Genomic DNA, 17,316 nt, shown 5'->3' with positions numbered 1-17,316 from the left:
GATGGCGGTACTGGTGATCACGGGGACGGGCACGGAGGTCGGCAAGACGGTCGTCACGGCCGCCGTCGCCGCCACGGCTCTCGCGGCCGGGCGTTCCGTGGCCGTCCTGAAGCCCGCGCAGACGGGTGTACGTCCGCACGAGCGCGGCGACGCCGACGAGGTGGCCCGGCTCGCGGGTGCCGTCACGACACTCGAACTGGGCCGCTACCCGGAGCCGTTGGCGCCGGCGACGGCCGCCCGGCGGGCCGGCCTGGCGGCCGTGTCTCCGCAGTCGGCGGCGGAGGCCGCGGCCAAACTGGCCACCGAGCACGATCTGGTGCTGGTCGAGGGCGCGGGTGGTCTGCTCGTCCGGTTCGACGACGAGGACGGGACGCTGGCGGACGTGGCCGGGCTGCTGGACGCGCCCGTACTGGTCGTCGCTTCGGCGGGACTGGGCACGCTCAACACGACGGAGCTGACGGCCCGTGAACTACGGCGCCGGGAGCTGGACTTCGCGGGTGTGGTGATCGGCAGCTGGCCCGACCCCCCGGATCTGGCCATGCGGTGCAATCTCGCGGATCTTCCGGCGGTGTCCGGTGCGCCTCTGCTGGGCGCGGTACCGGCGGGTGCGGGGTCGCACCCGCCCGCCGACTTCCGGGCGGGGGCGCCGAGTTGGCTGGACCACCGGCTGGGCGGACGCTGGAACGCGGAAGCCTTCGCCGCGGCCCACCGGATCTGACGGACACGCCTTCCGGGCCACGCCGGGAGCCAATGGCCCCGTTCCACACGCCCCACCCCGGGCTCCACCCGCCCGGCCCCCGGCCCCGGGCTCCAAGCTCCGAACTCCGGGCTCCGGGCTCCGGGCTCCCGGGCGCGGAGCTCCCGGCCACCGGGCTCCAAGCTCCGAACAGTTTCAGGACCCTGTGCGCGAGGGTGGCCACGGAGTTTGGGGCGGCCGGTTGCGCGGCCCGGCGCTGATCACCTCAGGGCTGTGGTACTTCGCCGGCCTCCGGGCTCCCGACCCCCGGCTCCGAACTCCGAGCTCCGGGCTCCCAGCCACCGGCCCCGGGCTCCTAGCTCCTAGCTCCCGGCCACCGGCTCCCGGCCCCGGGCTCCGAACTCCGGCCCCGGGCCACCGGCCCCTAGGCTCCTAGCTCCGAGCCCCCGGGCTCCTAGCTCCGGGCTCCGGGCTCCGGGCTCCGGGCTCCGGGCTCCGGGCTCCGGGCAGGCGTACCCGGACGCGCGCGGCGGGACGGCGTGCCCTCACCCGTCCGCGCGAGTATCGGCGCCGCCGCAGCGGGCGCCCCGCACGCACGGCGCGTGCGCCCGCCGTCCTGGGGGGAGAATCCCGGTAAGCCCTGTCCCCCGGGAGGTTCGTCATGCCGTTCATGCCGCTCCGGTCGGCCGGCTCGGGCAAGGTCTCTTCGGAGGCCGTGCACCATCCGGTGTTCGCCCGCTACTACGCCCGCTTCAGCGTCGGCGCGGAGACCCGCATGGGGATGGGCCGGGTGCGGGAACGGCTGCTCACCGGGCTGTCCGGGCGGGTCATCGAGATCGGCGCGGGCAACGGCCTGAACTTCGCCCACTATCCGGGCACCGTCTCGGAGGTCGTCGCCATCGAACCCGAGCGGCTGCTCCGGCAGTTGGCGTTGGAGGCGGCGCTGCGCTGCGAGGTGCCCGTCGATGTGGTGCCGGGTGCCGCGGAGGCCCTGCCGGTCAAGAGCGAGGCGTACGACGCCGCCGTGCTCTCGCTGGTGCTGTGCAGCGTGCGGGACGTACCGAGAGCGCTCGCCGAGGTACGGCGGGTGCTGCGCCCCGGCGGCACGGTGCGGTTCTTCGAGCACGGCAGGGGTGGCGGACGCGTGATGGGGTCCGTCCAGCGGGGCCTGGACGCCACGGTGTGGCCGCGGCTGTGCGGCGGCTGCCATGTGGCCCGCGACCCGATCGCCGCACTGCGGGAGGCGGGGTTCGAACTGGGCCCGTACCGGCGGCTGTTGATGCCCGAGAAGGGACCACGCCTGCCCACGTCGTACTGCGTTCTGGGCACGGCCCGCCGGCCCCTCGGCCAGGACATCCCCGGTCGGTGACGGGAGCTGCTTCACAGACTCCAGCGGCGCAGTTCGTGTGCGATCTCGTGCACCGTGGCCTCGCCGTTCTTCACCAGGCGGGCCAGCTCCCGCACCTGTTCGGGTGAGGTGACGACCTTCAGACCGCTGGCGACGAGATAGGCGTACGCGACGGCCGAGGCGAACATCGCGTTGGAGCGTTCGAGCGCCGGGACGTGCAGCAGGAGCTGAAGGAGCGCGGCGGCGCGGGCGTGCGGGCTGTCGTAGACGGGAATGCCGAAGATCTCCGCCTCGTGCCGACTGACGGCGGCGACGAGGGCTCCCCAGTCGGTGACCTGGGGATCTCCGGGCGTTTTCTGTTCGGCGATCATGAGGAGCCAGGCAAGATCGACTCTGAGACTGCTCAAGGGATCAACGACGACCTTCGCGGGTGCCCTCACGGTCCGCGCCGAATTCCTCGGCGAACACGGACTCGTACTGCTTCATGAAATCGGCGGCGGCCTCCACGAAGGTGTGGCCCACTTCCCCGGTGTCCTGCCGGACCAGCTCCTCGATGTAGCGGTTCACGCTCATCCCCCGTTCCAGGGCTCGCTCCCGGGCGGCCCGCGCCGTGCCTTCGTCCACCCGGACGTTCAGCTGAGTCTTCGCCATGCTTCGAAGCTAGCGCGATATCGCTAGCACAGGCAAGAGGGCCTGGCCCAGGGGTGGAGGACCGCGGTGGAGATTGCCCCTTACATCGATATCGGGGGCACACCCTGGGACGGAGACCGTGCGGGACCTAGGGGGGATACCGAGTGTGCCTCCGATCACACTACGCTCGGGCCGGACGAGGAGTCCCGATATCCATCACAGAGGAGGCGGTCTTGTCCACAGCTGCTGCCGAGCAGGTTCCCGGCCGCGCGGAGGGGGACGGGATCGCCGCCCGCGCCCGCGGCCTGACCAAGGCGTACGGTTCCGGCGAGACCACGGTGCTGGCCCTCGACTCGGTCGACGTCGACATCGCGCGCGGCCGGTTCACCGCCGTCATGGGTCCCTCGGGCTCCGGGAAGTCCACCCTCATGCAATGCCTGGCGGGCCTCGACACGGTCTCGGCCGGCCAGGTCTGGCTGGGCGACACCGAGATCACCGGGCTGAAGGACCGCGAACTGACCCGGCTTCGACGGGACCGGATCGGCTTCATGTTCCAGTCCTTCAATCTGATCCCCACACTGAACGCGGCGGAGAACATCACGCTGCCCATGGACATCGCCGGCCAGAAGCCCGACCAGAAGTGGCTGGACCAGGTCATCGACACGCTCGGGCTGCGCGACCGGCTGAAGCACCGTCCCGCCCAGCTCTCCGGGGGACAGCAGCAGCGCGTCGCCTGTGCGCGGGCGCTCGCCTCCCGGCCCGAGCTGATCTTCGCGGACGAGCCGACCGGCAACCTCGACTCCCGCGCGGGCCTCGAAGTGCTCGGCTTCCTGCGCGAGGCAGTCGACGAGCTGGGCCAGACCGTCGTCATGGTCACCCACGATCCCGGCGCGGCCACCCACTCCGACCTGGTGCTCTTCCTCGCGGACGGGCGGATCGTGGACGAGATGGAGCGCCCTTCCGCCGACGCCGTGCTGGAGCGGATGAAGCGTTTCGACACGACGCGGGTGACCTTCGACGGCGGGCGCGGCGAGCCCGGTGAAGCGACGCCCGTCGGCGACTCCGGTGACCCGGCCCGCGCCGAGGGCGCCGGTGACGCGGCTCCGCTCGCCGCCGGTGACAGGGCCCACGAAGGCTCCGGCGACGCCGCTCCCGGCAGCGGCTCCGGTGACGTAACCCTCGACAAGGACTGAGGCGGTCGTGCTCAAGGCGACACTGCGAAGCTTTCTCGCGCACAAAGGCCGGTTGCTGCTCTCAGCGCTGGCCATCGTGCTGTCCGTGGCCTTCGTCGCGGGCAGTCTCATCTTCTCGGACACGGTGACGCGCACCTTCGACCGGCTCTTCGCCTCCACCGCGGCCGATGTGACCGTGGAGCCGAAGAACGACCTGAAGTCGCAACTGCCGACCGGCGCCACCGAGACGGTGCCGGCCTCGCTCGCGGACCGGCTCGCCAAGGTCGACGGAGTCGCCGCCACCCATGTGGACGCGTCGGTGGAGAACGCCCCGGTGGTCGACAGCGCGAACAAGTCGGTCGGACCGACGACGGGCGCCCCCACCATCGTCACCAACTGGCAGATCACCGAACGCAGTCCGGTGAAGCTGACCTCCGGGCACGAGCCGCACGGCAGCGGCGAGGCACTGCTCGACGCGGACACCGCCGACAAGAAGCACCTCGGCATCGGTGACACCCTGACGGTGCAGGCGCAGCCCGGCTCGTTCAAGGCGCGGATCGTCGGAATCGCCACCTTCACCACCACCAACCCCGGTGCCGCGCTGATCTTCCTCGACACCCCGACCGCACAGTCCAAGCTGCTCGGCGCCTCCGACGTCGCCACGAGCATCTCCGTGGACGCCGCGCCGGGTGTCGACGACGCCGTGCTCAAGCAGCGCGTCTCCGCCGAACTCGGCACCGGCACCTACGACGTGAAGACGGCGGAGGAGCAGGCGAAGTCGGCCGCCGCCCAGCTCGGCGGATTCCTCGACGTCATCAAGTACGTGATGCTCGGCTTCGCCGGGATCTCGGTGCTCGTCGGGATATTCCTCATCGTCAACACCTTCTCCATGCTGATCGCCCAGCGCACCAGGGAACTAGGGCTGCTGCGGGCGCTCGGCGCCGACCGCCGTCAGGTGCGCCGGTCGGTGCTCACCGAGGCGCTGCTCCTCGGCCTGGTCGGTTCGACCCTCGGCCTGGCGGCGGGCATCGGCCTGGCGGTCGGGCTGATCAAGCTGATGACAGCGTTCGGCATGAACCTCAAGTCCACCGAGATGGTGATCGGTTGGCCGACACCCGTCGCGGCGTACGTCGTCGGGGTCGGCGTCACCTACGTCGCGGCCTATCTCCCGGCCAGGCGTGCGGCGGGCGTCTCCCCCATGGCGGCCCTCTCGGACGCCGAAGTAGCGGGCGTGGGAAGGCCGTTGCGCGTACGGGCCGTGGTCGGCGGGGTCGTCGGTGCGGCCGGGGCCGCGGCTCTCGCGGGATGCGCGGCCTCGACGAAGACCTCGACCGCGGCCTCCCTGCTGGGACTCGGTGTCGTCCTGACCTTGATCGCCACGGTGATCGCGGGACCGCTGCTCGTCCGGCCGGTGATCCGCGTCCTCGGAGGCGCGTTCCCGGCGATCTTCGGCCCGGTGGGCCGGATGAGTCAGCGCAACGCGCTGCGCAACCCACGGCGCACCGGCGCCACCGCGGCCGCGCTGATGGTCGGTCTCGCCCTGGTCGGCGGGATGTCCGTGGCCAGCGCGTCCATGAGCAAGTCGTTCGACCAGCAGATCGACAAAACCCTCGGCGCCGACTTCGTGCTCCAGAACGCCAACTTCGTGCCGTTCTCGCACGAGGTCACGGACAAGGTGCGCGCCACCGAGGGGGTCGGGCTCGTCGTCCGCCAGCGGTTCACCCCGGTCGCGGTCCGGCTGCCCGACGGCAAGCGGGTCGAGACGACCGCCGCGGCCTACGATCCGCGGCTCGACGACGTCGCCCACATCACCTACGCGCAGGGCGACACCGCGGCGGCGCTGGGCGACGGACGCATCGCCATGGACGCGAAGTTCGCCGAGGACCACGACGTGCGGGTCGGCAGCACGATTCCCGTCGAGTTCCCCGCAGGCCGCAAGACCGAACTGACGGTGGGCGCGCTCACCGACCAGGCCGGCAGCGGCGGGTTCGGCATGCAGGGCGGACTCTTCTTCGGTTTCGACACGATCGAGAAGTACGTGCCCGGCGGGCAGGACTCGTCGCTGTACGTGAACGCGGCCCCGGGCACCGCCCCGGACCGGCTGCGCCCCCGTCTGGAGAAGACCCTCGACCCGTATCCGCAGGTACAGGTCCGTGACCAGGCCGACTACAAGAAGCTGGTCCACGACCAGATCGCCGTGCTGCTCTACCTCGTGTACGCGCTGCTCGGGCTCGCGATCGTCATCGCGGTGCTGGGCGTGGTCAACACCCTCGCCCTGTCGGTCGTGGAGCGCACCCGCGAGATCGGGCTGCTGCGCGCCATCGGCCTCGGCCGGCGCCAGCTGCGCCGGATGATCCGCCTGGAGTCCGTGGTGATCGCCGTGTTCGGCGCGGTCCTCGGCCTGGCACTGGGGATCGTCTGGGGTGTCTGTGTCCAGCAGGTGCTCGCGCTGCAGGGCATGAAGGCGCTCGCGATCCCCTGGACGACGATCGTCGCGGTCGTGATCGGCTCGGCCGTCGTCGGGATCGTCGCGGCGCTGCTTCCGGCACTGCGCGCCTCGCGCATGAATGTGCTCGCGGCCATCGCGCACGAGTGATCACAGGCTCGCCCCGGTCCGCACGGACCGGGGCGAGGTCCGGGGCGAGGTCCGCCGGTAGATCCGGGGCAAGGACCACCGAGTTCCCGGACAAGGTCCGATGGCAGATCCGGGGGCATGTGTCCCCCGGGGGAAGGGATGGTTCATGTCGCGCCCGTTCCGTTTCGGCGTCAGCCTGATCGAGCCGGCGTCCGCCGCCGAGTGGGCTGCCAGGTGCCGCCGTGCCGAGGAGCTCGGCTACGACGTGATCACCGTGGCGGACCATCTGGGGATGCCCGCCCCGTTCCCCTCGCTGGTCGCCGCCGCCGGGGCGACCGAGCGGCCCCGGCTCGGCACGTTCGTGCTCAACGCGGGCTTCTGGAACCCCGCGCTGCTGGCCCGTGAGGTGGCCACCACGGACGCGCTGACGGGCGGCCGCCTCGAACTCGGCCTCGGCACCGGCTACGTACCGGCGGAGCACGAGACGGCGGGCCTGCCCTGGGGCACCCCGCGCGAGCGGGTCGACCATCTGCTGCGCACGGTCGAGGAGTTGGAGCGGCTCCGCGGCTCGGACGAACTCGCCCGCGTCGCGCCGCGGCCGGGCGGGCAGACTCCCGGACCGGGAACGGGGGGGGGGCGGCCGCGGGTGCCGTTGCTGATCGGGGCCAACGGCGACCGGATGCTGCGTATCGCCGCGGAGCACGCGGACATCGCGGCGTTCACGGGCGCGCGCACCCGGCCGAACGGCACTCTGGAGCCGGTCACGGCCACCGAACTCGACGGACGCGTCGCGCTCTATCGCAAGGCGGCCGCCGCGCGCGCGGAGCCCGCCGAGCTCAACCTGCTGATCCAGATCGTCGCCGTCACCGACGACCGCCGTGCCGCGATCGAACCGTGGCTGCCCCGGATCCCGAGTCTGACCGAGCGGCAGGTCCTGGAGCTGCCCATCGTCCTGGTGGGCACCGTGGAGCAGATCGTCGAGCAGGTGCGGGCCCAGCGCGAGCGGTACGGATTCTCGTATCTGACGGTGCTGGAGCCGAACCTGGAGGCCTTCGCCCCCGTGGTCCGCGAACTGCGCGGCCGATGACCGTCCGCATGGCGGAAATGCCGTTCCGGCGACCGGCCCGCGTGATGGGATCGGACCATGACCGACTTGCGGATACGGGCCGCGCTGCCCGAGGACCTCGATGCCGTGCTCGCCTTCTGGAAGGTGGCCGCCGAGGGCACGAGCATCAGTGACGACCGGGACGGCATGGAGCGACTGGTCGCCCGGGATCCCGAGGCGCTCCTGCTGGCCGAGCGCGCCGGGGAGCTGGTCGGCACGGTGATCGCCGGTTTCGACGGCTGGCGCTGCCATCTGTACCGGCTGGCCGTCCACCCCGGGCGCCGCCGCCTCGGCATCGGCTCGGCGCTGCTCGCCGCCGCGGAGGAGCGTTTCGTACGACTCGGAGGGCGGCGCGGGGACGCCATGGTGCTGGAGCGGAACGAGACCGCCCACCATGCCTGGCGGGCCGCCGGGTATGCGCCCGAGGAACACTGGCAGCGCTGGGTCAAGCCGCTCACCGACTAGGAGGTCCTTGGACTCCAAGGCACCGGCAGGCGGCCAGCGGCAGGGGCCACCGAGGAGGTCGCTTTGCCGATCCTTTACCCTTGTCGGGCAATCGATCCTTCGACGAAAGGTGTGAGCGTCCGCCCATGGGCGAGCCTCCCAGTACCCGTAGCCGTGATCCTCACGGTGGCCGCGGACATCGCGCGATCCCCCCGCCCCTGGCCGATCATGGGACGGAGGTGACCCGATGAGCGAAGTGTTCCTCCTGCTGGTGGCGGTTCTGCTGTCGCTGGCCTGCGGCGGCTTCGTGGCGGCGGAGTTCTCGCTGACCACGGTCGAACGCAGCGAGCTGGAGCGTGCCGTGGAGCGCGGCGAGCGGGGTGCCTCCGGCGCCCTCAAGGCCGTACGGAACCTCACCTTCCAGCTGTCCGGCGCCCAGCTCGGCATCACCGTGACGAACCTGGTCGTCGGCATGCTCTCCGAGGCGTCGATCGCCAAGCTCATCGCGGGTCCCCTGGAGTCGATCGGCGTCCCGCCCTCGGCCTCGAACTCGGTGGCCCTGATCATCGGCACGGCGCTCTCGACGCTCTTCCTGATGGTCGTCGGCGAGCTGGTGCCCAAGAACTGGGCCATCTCCTCACCGCTGGCCGTGGCCAAGCGGGTGGCGACACCGCAGCGCTGGTTCAGTGCCGCGTTCCGCCCGTTCATCGCCCATCTCAACAACACGGCGAACCACGTCGTACGCCGTTTCGGCGTCGAACCCGCCGAGGAGCTGGCCTCCGCCCGCGGGCCCCAGGAGCTGGTGGCCCTCGCCCGGCACTCGGCCAAGGAGGGCGCGCTGGAGGCGGACACCGCCGAACTGTTCGTACGCACCCTGAACCTCGCCGACCTGACCTCGGAGAACGTGATGACACCGCGCGTCCAGGTCATCGCGCTGGATGTCCAGGCCACCTGCGAGGACGTGGCGAACGCGACCCGGGCGACCGGCCTGTCCCGTTTCCCCGTCTACCAAGGAACCCTCGACGAGGTCGTCGGCGTCGCGCACATCAAGGACGTACTGACCGTGCACGCCGCGAGCCGGACGCAGACGCCCGTCTCGCAGATCATGCGCGAGCCGCTGCTCGTACCGGAGTCGCTGACCGTCGACCGGCTGCTGGACCGTCTGGCCGGCAAGCGCACGATGGCCGTGGTCATCGACGAGTACGGCGGTACGGCCGGGGTCGCCACCCTGGAGGACATCGTCGAGGAGGTCGTCGGAGAGGTACGCGACGAGCACGACCCGCACGAGACGCCCGACCTCGCCCCGGTCGGCACGGACGACGAGGGCCGGGCGCTGTACTCGGCCGACGGATCCGCCCGTACCGACCAGCTCGCCCGGGTCGGGCTGCGGGTGCCCGACGGGCCGTACGAGACGCTGGCCGGTTTCGTCGCGGCCGAGCTCGGCCGCATCCCCGCCGAGGGAGACACCGTCGAGGTCGCCGGGTGGCGGCTCGACGTGGTGGATGCCTCGGGACGGCGGGCCGCACGCGTGCTGCTGCACACACCGCACGACGCCGGGGAGGGCGCGCGATGACCGCCGTACAACTGCTGATCGGGCTCGCGACGCTCGTCGTGAACGGCTTCTTCGTCGGCGCCGAGTTCGGGCTGATCTCGGTGCGCCGCAGCCAGATCGAGCCGCACGCCGAGCGGGGCGACCGGCGCGCACGGAGTGTGCTCTGGGGCGTCGAACACGTCTCGGCGCTGCTCGCGACCGCGCAGCTCGGCATCACGCTGTGCACCCTGGTGCTCGGCATCGTGGCCGAACCCGCGATCGCGCACCTGCTGGAGCCGGTGTTCCACGCGTTGGGCGTCCCCTCGGGTGCGGGCCACGCGGTCTCCTTCGTCATCGCGCTCACCCTGGCGACGTACCTGCACATGCTGCTGGGCGAGATGGTGCCGAAGAACGTGGCACTCGCGGAACCCGTGCGGACGGCGCTGACGCTCGGACCGCCGCTGGTCGCGCTGTCCCGCGCGCTGCGCCCGGTGATCTTCACGGTCAACGCCCTCGCCAACGGGCTGCTGAAGCTGTTGCGGGTCGAGACGAAGGACGAGGTCGCGGCGACCTTCTCCGACGACGAACTGGCCCGGCTCGTCCAGGACTCCAGTGCGGCGGGGCTCATCGACCACCGTGCCCAGGAGCGCCTGCACGACGCCCTGGAGCTGGGCCGCCGTCCCGTGCACGACGTCGTGCTCCCGGTGGAACGCGTCGTCTACGCGCGCGTGGGCGTCACTCCGGAGGAACTGGAGCGGCTGTCGGCCGAATCGGGCTTCTCCCGCTTCCCGGTCGTCGACGAGGGGCGGCGCATCGTCGGCTATCTGCACGTCAAGGACGCGCTGGACGCGATCCCGCGCGAGGTGCCGTTCCGCGTCGAGGACATGCGGCCCATCGCCCGTGTCCGGGAGAGCACTCCCCTGGACGACGTCCTGACCGCGATGCGCCGCAGTCGTACGCATCTCGCGGCGGTCATGGGCAGCGACGGACGGCTCACGGGGCTGGTGACGATGGAGGACGTCCTGAGGGAACTGTTCGGACAGCCTACGGCGTAGGAGAACCGTTGGTGTCGTACGAGCCGTAGGAGTCGTACGAGCTGGAGGAGCCCACCGGTCGGCCGGTCCGGTCGACCGGTCCGGTCGACCGGTGAGACAGCCCGACCGACCGATGAGTATGTGTTCGGGTTACCATCTTTCCCGCCATGCAGATGAATGCCACCTACACCAGCCTCGTCGCGGTCGGCGACTCCTTCACCGAGGGCATGTCGGACCTGTTGCCCGACGGCTCGTACCGCGGATGGGCCGACCTCCTCGCGGGCCGGATGGCGGCCCGGACGCCCGGTTTCCGCTATGCCAACCTCGCCGTGCGCGGCAAGCTGATCGGGCAGATCGTCGCCGAACAGGTGGACGTGGCCGCCGCCATGCGGCCCGACGTGATCACGCTGGTGGGCGGCCTCAACGACACCCTGCGGCCCAAGGTCGACATGGGGCGGGTCCGCGGTCTCCTGGAGGAGGCCGTGGAGCGGCTCGCCCCCGCCTGCGAGCGGCTCGTCCTGATGCGCAGCCCCGGCCGCAACGGTCCGGTGCTCGAACGGTTCCGGCCCCGCATGGAGGAGCTGTTCACCGTCATCGACGATCTCGCCAAGCGGCACGACGCGCTGGTGGTCGACCTCTACGGGGCGCCCTCGCTCGCCGACCCGCGGGTGTGGGACGTCGACCGGCTGCACCTGTCCGCCGAGGGGCACCGCCGGGTCGCGGAGGCCGTGTGGCAGACCCTCGGATACGAGGCCGAGGATCCGGAGTGGCACACCCCGCTGGCGCCCACGGCGCCGCCCGGCTGGGTCGCCCGCCGCACCGCCGACGCCCGCTTCGCCCAGCAGCATCTGCTGCCGTGGATAGGACGACGGCTGACCGGGCGCTCGTCCGGCGACGGACGTCCGGCGAAACGGCCGGAGCTGCTTCCCTACGAGGGTCCTGTCGCGGGCGGCCACGGCGGCTGAGTGTGCTCCACCGAGGCGACCGCGGGAGCCGCGGGCCACGTCCGAGTGCGGTGGACCCCGAGCGCAGTGACCGCGAGGGCCGAAGGGAGCGCCGACGGGGCGGCTTCCGCCGTGCCCCTCTCTCGAGTGACACGGCGGCCCATGCTCCGCATGGAGGAGGACGCTACCGGTTCATCCCTCGGCCGCCACAGGGCGCACGGGGGGGCGCTCGACAGCGTGGGAGCGCCGTTGATGCGCTCACCCACGCGCCCCGGAACTACGGCCGGGCCCGGCGCGCACACCGGGCCCAGCCGACGGCCCCTCCAGCTTTGCGGAGCATGAAGAGGAGCCGTCCCGCCACCCTGGAGGGGATGGCAAGTAACAGGCCAGCCGGGGATCCCAGCTGGAATCAACATCAAAGCACTCAAGCGTGGGCCTGAGAAGTACGCCCCTGAGCACTGCCCCATGAACTTCCTGGCACCTGTCTGTGGGCGTGGCCGGGGGAAAGGCACGCGCGTACCTTTTGGCACCGACACGCCATCGGTGGACGGATCAGGGCCTATGTGCCCCATCGGCACCCTTGTGGCGAGCTGTCGGGAGGGTGGGAAACCAGCCACGTCGAGCGACCGCGCCTACTACTGAGCAGGGTTGTTCTGCGCCAGGTGCAGTACAGGGACCGGTAATACCCGTGGACGCGTGGCCTTAGTTCGCCTCGTGCAGAGGGGAGGGTCGCCACGGGTGAGAAACAGCCAGCGGAAGCGGTGGCCCCCGGTGGCGATCACGCACTGTCCCCCGCCATTCCGGCGGAGGGGAGGGGGGTGGCCGTCAGCGGGCCGTGCGCCATGACGATCGAAGCCAGCGGATAGGGGGGACCGTCCGTGCCGCGCAGGATCAGCAGGGGCATCCCGCGCTCGTCCTGTCGCCGGCCGAGGGACAGCCAGATACGGTCGGTCCGGTCGATCTGCCCCATCCCGAGGTCGTAGATCCGTCCCCAGAGGTAGAAGGGATCGGCGGCCGCGTCGCTCGCTTCCTGGAGGAGCTCGGGGACGCCGTGCGCGGTGAGGTGGACGGCGACCCCGTCCAGGGTTCCCGCGGCCACCTGGGCGTGCCCGGCCGTCCTGGTCCGGACGTTGCGGGGAGCCCCGATCGCGTCGAGCCAGTACTCCCAGTCGGCCAGAGACGTGGCTTTGATGGCCACCGTGACCCGCTCGCCGTCCGCCGTGATCTGCATGGCTTCCAGGCGCGCGAGGTGGTCCGACTGCAGGCCCGCGGCGACGGACACCGCTCGGGCGGAGGCGCTGCCCCATCCGACGGCGCGCGACCGCGCGGCGGCCGGCCGCACCCGCGGAACCTGGCCGTCGACGCGTTTCGGTACCGACGCCGGCCCGTACTCCGCCAAGGACCGGCCGGCACCGCGGCCGGCGAGGTGCAGCACGATCGCCCCGCGTGCGGCCGGCACGAGCGGCGAGGACGCGGCGGCAGGGTCGTGGTGCGGCTCGGGGTCGTCGCCGAGATCCGGCCCCTCGCGGTTCGGCGTCGACGCGGGAGCATGATCGTGCCGCGGCTCGCGGCCCTCACCGCCCAGGGCCGCCCCCTTGCGGTTCGGACCGGACGCGGGCTCGCGGTCGTGCCGGGGCTCGGACTCCTCGGCGCCGAGGGCGGGCCCCTCGCGGTTCGGCGTGTGCGCGGGCGCGCGGTCGTGCTGCGGCTCGGAGTCGTCGCCGCCGGGGATCAGCCCCTTGCGGTTCAGCGCGGTGGCGATCCTCATCGCGACCTCGCTCGGGTAGCCGCAGTCCTCGACGATCGTGTCGACGGCCGCGTGATAGGCCTCCGGGCAGTTCTGCCAGGCCTCGACCTGTGTCCGCAGCCGTTCGAGAACCCCGGCCCCGCCCACTTCCACCAGGCGCCCCTGCGCCTCCAGTTCGGCGACGAACTCCCGCGCGAACGTGCCGAGTTGCTCGGCGAGGTCCGCTTCGACGGCCGTACGGATCCCGGGCACGGTGGTCATGCCGCCACCCCCAGGTACTCGCTGCGCAGCTTGGCCAGAGCCCTGAACTGAAGCGTCTTCACCGCACCTTCGGACCGTTCCATCTGACGCGCCGTCTCCAGCACCGAGAGCTCCATGAGGAACCGGCGCGTGAGGACTTCGCGTTGTGGCGGCCGCAATTGCTCCAGGGCCTGGAGCAGCAACTCCTCGTCCAGGTTGATCAGTACGGTGTCCTCGGTGCTGACGGTGAGGTCTTCGTCGAAGCCGAGCATGTCCTCGACGACGAACTCGCGACGCTGCGCGCTCTTGCAATGGTCGATGACCTTGTTCCGGGCGATGGTGATCAGCCACCCGACGAAGCCGATGCCGCGATAGGTGAAAGTGCCGCGTTTCATCCAGGCGTTGAGAAAGGTCTCGCCGGTGATGTCCTCGGCGACCTGCCGATTGCGTACGCGGCGCTGTACGTAAGCCAGCACCGCGGGGTGATGCAGAGCGTAGAGCTCCCCGAACGCGTCCCGGTCACCCGCGAGTGCACGGGCGATAAGGGCCGGTTCTCTAGTTTCGAACCGCGGTGTGGCGGCGTTAGCCTCGGCGATCAAGGCCTACTCCGTTCATGAGTGGATGAACTGTGGCGGGCAGGTGCTGCGACGGTCCGCTCCGGCCATGGCCGGCCTCGGGCGCCGGATGACCGGGTCGTCGTGTCCGAAGGTTTCGAGGCGTCCCCCGCAGATGCCTCGCAGCTCCGGAGCCTGGTCGAGCTGATGCCGAGGCGGTGCAAATAGGGTCCCCTCAAAGGGACTTGCATACGTGCGACTAACTCACAGTCATGCAACATATGCAACTTGCGTACACGTACGCAAGTTGCTTCGCCGGTATGACGACGAGACTTTTTGTTGGGAACTGGAGTGCGAGCCGTCCCCCTTGGCCTGCCACGACACCCAAACGCCTGTTGACCTGCGAAGATGCACGCATGCAAGTCGCGTGCAAGTTGCATACATGCGCGCTACTCTCCGGGCATGCGGAGCATGGAAGAGTCCCCCCACGAGTCCCGCGGTGAGCGACAAGCTCTCGCAAGGAGGGTTGGCGAGTACCTGACGAATGCCGCGACAGCGGCCGGGTACGACGTCCGCCCACGAGCCGGTGGCCGGGCTCAGCTGGCCATCTCGATTGGAGTGAGCCTGACGACGATCAGCAGAACGCTGGAAGGAAAGACCCTCCCCCTCCCCTCGCAACTGACCACATGGGCGTCAGTACTTGGCCTCGACCAGCGAGAGATGTTGGTCAACAGCGGGATGCTTCCGCCGGAACACGGGCCTCAGCCTGCGGTACGGAGGGTAGCCTCGGTCACACTCACCCCGGAGGAGGCCATGGACGCATGGGGAATCACTGATCTCAGAATCCGCACAATGCTCAGCGGGAACATCGTCCAAGCTATCGAGCTCCAGAAGGATCTCGACGCCGACGACAACCGGGGGGCCACTGCAAGGGGGTAACGAAACGTGGCGTACAGACTGGCATTCGCGTCCGCCGCCAGCTGCACAGCCGGCTGGACATTCGTGGGCGAGGGCGTCTGGCACCATACATGGGAGTTTGCGGCAGTCGGGGTCGGCCTGTTAACCGTGGGAGCGACCGGGGTCCTCGCGGCCCTGCTCCGCCACACGATCAACCAGGTCGACGTCCGCACACGGCATGATCTCAGCGTCCTGGCGGAGCACCGCAGACGTCTCGAGCTGGACATGCACAAGCGCGAGCTGGAGCTGTCCCAGCGAGAGAAGGCCATGGCCCGCAGGGCCACCATCACAGCCATCAGACTCGGCAGCCATGCCAGATCCCTCGACGAGGCGCGGAACGCGAACACGGCACTGCGCGCCAAGAACTCCCAGCTCATGCAGGAGATCGAGGAAGTCAACGACGAGCGCAACCAGCTGATCACGGCGGAGCTCACGCTCGCCCACGACCGGTTCACCTCGAAGACATACGGAGGTCTGCGCGCTGTAGTCGGCAGCGAGCAGCCCCACCACGATCCCCACGCGCAAGCGGGCTACGGAAGCCGCCCCCCGCGTTCGGGTTCGTGAGAAACGATCCTGCGAAAACGATCCACCAAAACATCTCTCCACTACATACGATGAACAACTCCCTTCTACTCAAAGGAAGTTGAGCTTCTTTTCGCCGGGACCGCCGGCGGACGGCAGGAGCGACGACGTGGTCTGTGGTGCGCGCCGAAGGCGGCACCTCCGTCCCGTCCCCGCACCTCTCACGCACACCCCGGTCCGCCGGGGGGTGCCGCTCCGCCCCGACCTGCGCATCCTGGACGCGGCGGACATAACAGAACCCGCGCCGGACAGCCGGTATGCTCCATACACGTGACTGCCGCGCCTGCAAAGCCCCGTATCCCCAACGTCCTCGCCGGACGCTACGCCTCCGCCGAGCTCGCCACGCTCTGGTCCCCCGAGCAGAAGGTCAAGCTGGAGCGTCAGCTCTGGCTCGCCGTGCTGCGGGCCCAGAAGGACCTGGGGATCGAGGTGCCGGACGCCGCGATCGCCGACTACGAGCGCGTCCTGGACCAGGTCGACCTCGCCTCCATCGCCGAGCGCGAGAAGGTCACCCGGCACGACGTGAAGGCTCGGATCGAGGAGTTCAACGACCTCGCCGGGCACGAGCACGTACACAAGGGCATGACGTCCCGCGACCTCACCGAGAACGTCGAGCAACTGCAGATCCGGCTCTCCCTGGAGCTGATGCGCGACCGTACGGTGGCGGTCCTCGCCCGGCTGGCCAAGCTCGCAGGCGAGTACGCCGAGCTGGTCATGGCCGGCCGCTCGCACAACGTGGCCGCGCAGGCCACCACCCTGGGCAAGCGCTTCGCGACCGCCGCCGACGAGCTGCTCGTCGCGTACGGCCGCCTCGAGGAGCTGCTCGAGCGCTACCCGCTGCGCGGTATCAAGGGCCCGGTCGGCACGGCACAGGACATGCTCGACCTGCTGGGCGGGGACGCGGCCAAGCTCGCGGACCTGGAACAGCGGATCGCTGGGCACCTCGGCTTCTCGCAGGCCTTCACCTCCGTCGGCCAGGTCTACCCGCGCTCCCTGGACTACGACGTCGTGACCGCGCTGGTGCAGCTGGCGGCCGCGCCCTCCTCGACGGCGAAGACCATCCGGCTGATGGCCGGGCACGAGCTGGTCACCGAGGGCTTCAAGCCCGGCCAGGTCGGCTCTTCCGCGATGCCGCACAAGATGAACACCCGCTCCTGCGAGCGCGTCAACGGCCTGATGGTCATCCTGCGCGGCTACGCGTCCATGACGGGCGAGCTGGCCGGTGACCAGTGGAACGAGGGCGACGTGTCGTGCTCGGTCGTCCGCCGGGTCGCACTGCCGGACGCCTTCTTCGCACTGGACGGTCTGCTGGAGACCTTCCTGACCGTCCTCGACGAGTTCGGCGCCTTCCCGGCCGTCGTCGCCCGCGAGCTGGACCGCTACCTGCCGTTCCTCGCGACGACCAAGGTCCTGATGGGCGCGGTGCGCGCCGGTGTCGGGCGTGAGGTCGCCCACGAGGCGATCAAGGAGAACGCCGTCGCCTCCGCCCTCGCCATGCGCGAGCAGGGTGCCGAGCGCAACGAGCTGCTCGACAAGCTCGCCGCGGACGAGCGGATCCCGCTGGACCGCGCGCAGCTCGACGAGCTGATGGCCGACAAGCTGTCCTTCACGGGCGCCGCTGCCGACCAGGTGGCCGTCGTCGTCGGCCGTGTCGAGGAGATCGTGAAGCAGCACCCGGGGGCCGCCGGCTACGCGCCCGGGGCGATCCTCTGACACGGCTCACCCAAGCGGACCTGGAGGTCGCCCGCGACCGGCT

General features: G+C 70.7%; 16 protein-coding genes. 12 read left to right on the top strand and 4 right to left on the bottom strand.

The genetic code is table 11. The annotated features are described in order from the left end of the window. Position 1: 1 nt before the first annotated feature. Together bioD and ACZ4N5_RS18355 are read left to right on the top strand one after the other, a co-directional pair. Positions 2 to 718 carry a dethiobiotin synthase gene (gene bioD / locus ACZ4N5_RS18360; RefSeq protein ID WP_467758096.1) on the top strand — a complete coding sequence of 239 codons (717 nt, stop codon included), beginning with the start codon at positions 2 to 4 and terminating at the stop codon, positions 716 to 718. Between the two features lie 649 nt (positions 719 to 1,367). Then, complete coding sequence (locus ACZ4N5_RS18355; RefSeq protein WP_467758273.1) at positions 1,368 to 2,066, top strand: class I SAM-dependent methyltransferase; 699 nt, start codon at positions 1,368 to 1,370, stop codon at positions 2,064 to 2,066. A gap of 11 nt (positions 2,067 to 2,077) precedes the next feature. Here ACZ4N5_RS18355 and ACZ4N5_RS18350 read toward each other — a convergent pair whose 3' ends face one another. Together ACZ4N5_RS18350 and ACZ4N5_RS18345 are read right to left on the bottom strand one after the other, a co-directional pair. Continuing rightward, positions 2,078 to 2,452, bottom strand: coding sequence for a fic family toxin-antitoxin system, toxin component (locus ACZ4N5_RS18350; RefSeq protein WP_467758095.1), 375 nt, complete (start codon positions 2,450 to 2,452; stop codon positions 2,078 to 2,080). Between the two features lie 4 nt (positions 2,453 to 2,456). Then, complete coding sequence (locus ACZ4N5_RS18345; protein WP_028800409.1) at positions 2,457 to 2,696, bottom strand: toxin-antitoxin system antitoxin component; 240 nt, start codon at positions 2,694 to 2,696, stop codon at positions 2,457 to 2,459. A gap of 212 nt (positions 2,697 to 2,908) precedes the next feature. On the opposite strand from ACZ4N5_RS18345, the gene ACZ4N5_RS18340 reads away from it, so the two are divergent. From ACZ4N5_RS18340 to ACZ4N5_RS18310, 7 genes are all read left to right on the top strand, one after another. After that, complete coding sequence (locus ACZ4N5_RS18340; RefSeq protein ID WP_467758094.1) at positions 2,909 to 3,868, top strand: ABC transporter ATP-binding protein; 960 nt, start codon at positions 2,909 to 2,911, stop codon at positions 3,866 to 3,868. Positions 3,869 to 3,875: 7 nt separating this feature from the next. Continuing rightward, positions 3,876 to 6,443: an ABC transporter permease gene (locus ACZ4N5_RS18335; protein ID WP_467758093.1), complete on the top strand. Its 2,568-nt coding sequence runs from the start codon at positions 3,876 to 3,878 to the stop codon at positions 6,441 to 6,443. Positions 6,444 to 6,588: 145 nt separating this feature from the next. Further along, on the top strand, positions 6,589 to 7,509 hold the full coding sequence (locus tag ACZ4N5_RS18330) for a TIGR03621 family F420-dependent LLM class oxidoreductase (RefSeq protein ID WP_467758092.1): 921 nt from the start codon (positions 6,589 to 6,591) through the stop codon (positions 7,507 to 7,509). A 57-nt stretch (positions 7,510 to 7,566) separates the two neighbouring features. Then, on the top strand, positions 7,567 to 7,992 hold the full coding sequence (locus tag ACZ4N5_RS18325) for a GNAT family N-acetyltransferase (protein WP_467758091.1): 426 nt from the start codon (positions 7,567 to 7,569) through the stop codon (positions 7,990 to 7,992). Between the two features lie 226 nt (positions 7,993 to 8,218). After that, a complete protein-coding gene (locus ACZ4N5_RS18320; protein ID WP_467758090.1) occupies positions 8,219 to 9,544 on the top strand; it encodes a hemolysin family protein in 1,326 nt (441 codons plus the stop codon). After that, positions 9,541 to 10,557, top strand: coding sequence for a hemolysin family protein (locus tag ACZ4N5_RS18315; RefSeq protein WP_467758089.1), 1,017 nt, complete (start codon positions 9,541 to 9,543; stop codon positions 10,555 to 10,557). Before ACZ4N5_RS18320 ends, ACZ4N5_RS18315 begins: the two co-directional genes overlap by 4 nt. Positions 10,558 to 10,703: 146 nt before the next feature. Then, on the top strand, positions 10,704 to 11,501 hold the full coding sequence (locus ACZ4N5_RS18310; RefSeq protein ID WP_467758088.1) for an SGNH/GDSL hydrolase family protein: 798 nt from the start codon (positions 10,704 to 10,706) through the stop codon (positions 11,499 to 11,501). Between the two features lie 757 nt (positions 11,502 to 12,258). On the opposite strand, the gene ACZ4N5_RS18305 is transcribed toward ACZ4N5_RS18310, so the two are convergent. Both ACZ4N5_RS18305 and ACZ4N5_RS18300 read right to left on the bottom strand, forming a co-directional pair. Further along, positions 12,259 to 13,488 (bottom strand): BN159_2729 family protein, encoded by a 1,230-nt coding sequence (locus tag ACZ4N5_RS18305; RefSeq protein ID WP_467758087.1) that lies wholly within the window; start codon positions 13,486 to 13,488, stop codon positions 12,259 to 12,261. Next, a complete protein-coding gene (locus ACZ4N5_RS18300; RefSeq protein WP_467758086.1) occupies positions 13,485 to 14,066 on the bottom strand; it encodes an RNA polymerase sigma factor in 582 nt (193 codons plus the stop codon). The genes ACZ4N5_RS18305 and ACZ4N5_RS18300 overlap by 4 nt, the downstream gene beginning before the upstream one ends. Positions 14,067 to 14,483: 417 nt before the next feature. On the opposite strand from ACZ4N5_RS18300, the gene ACZ4N5_RS18295 reads away from it, so the two are divergent. The 3 genes from ACZ4N5_RS18295 to purB all read left to right on the top strand — a co-directional run bounded on the left by ACZ4N5_RS18295 (position 14,484) and on the right by purB (position 17,273). Continuing rightward, positions 14,484 to 14,960, top strand: a complete 477-nt coding sequence (locus tag ACZ4N5_RS18295) for a transcriptional regulator (RefSeq protein ID WP_328556861.1) — start codon at positions 14,484 to 14,486, stop codon at positions 14,958 to 14,960. A gap of 126 nt (positions 14,961 to 15,086) precedes the next feature. Then, positions 15,087 to 15,542: a hypothetical protein gene (locus ACZ4N5_RS18290; RefSeq protein WP_467758085.1), complete on the top strand. Its 456-nt coding sequence runs from the start codon at positions 15,087 to 15,089 to the stop codon at positions 15,540 to 15,542. A gap of 288 nt (positions 15,543 to 15,830) precedes the next feature. Beyond that, positions 15,831 to 17,273 (top strand): adenylosuccinate lyase, encoded by a 1,443-nt coding sequence (purB, locus tag ACZ4N5_RS18285; protein WP_467758084.1) that lies wholly within the window; start codon positions 15,831 to 15,833, stop codon positions 17,271 to 17,273. The last annotated feature ends 43 nt before the right edge of the window (positions 17,274 to 17,316 follow it).

This window comes from Streptomyces sp. NPDC026500 (assembly GCF_055567635.1).
The sequence above is the reverse complement of the archived record's forward strand: the minus strand, read 5'-3'. Positions and strand labels throughout refer to the sequence as shown.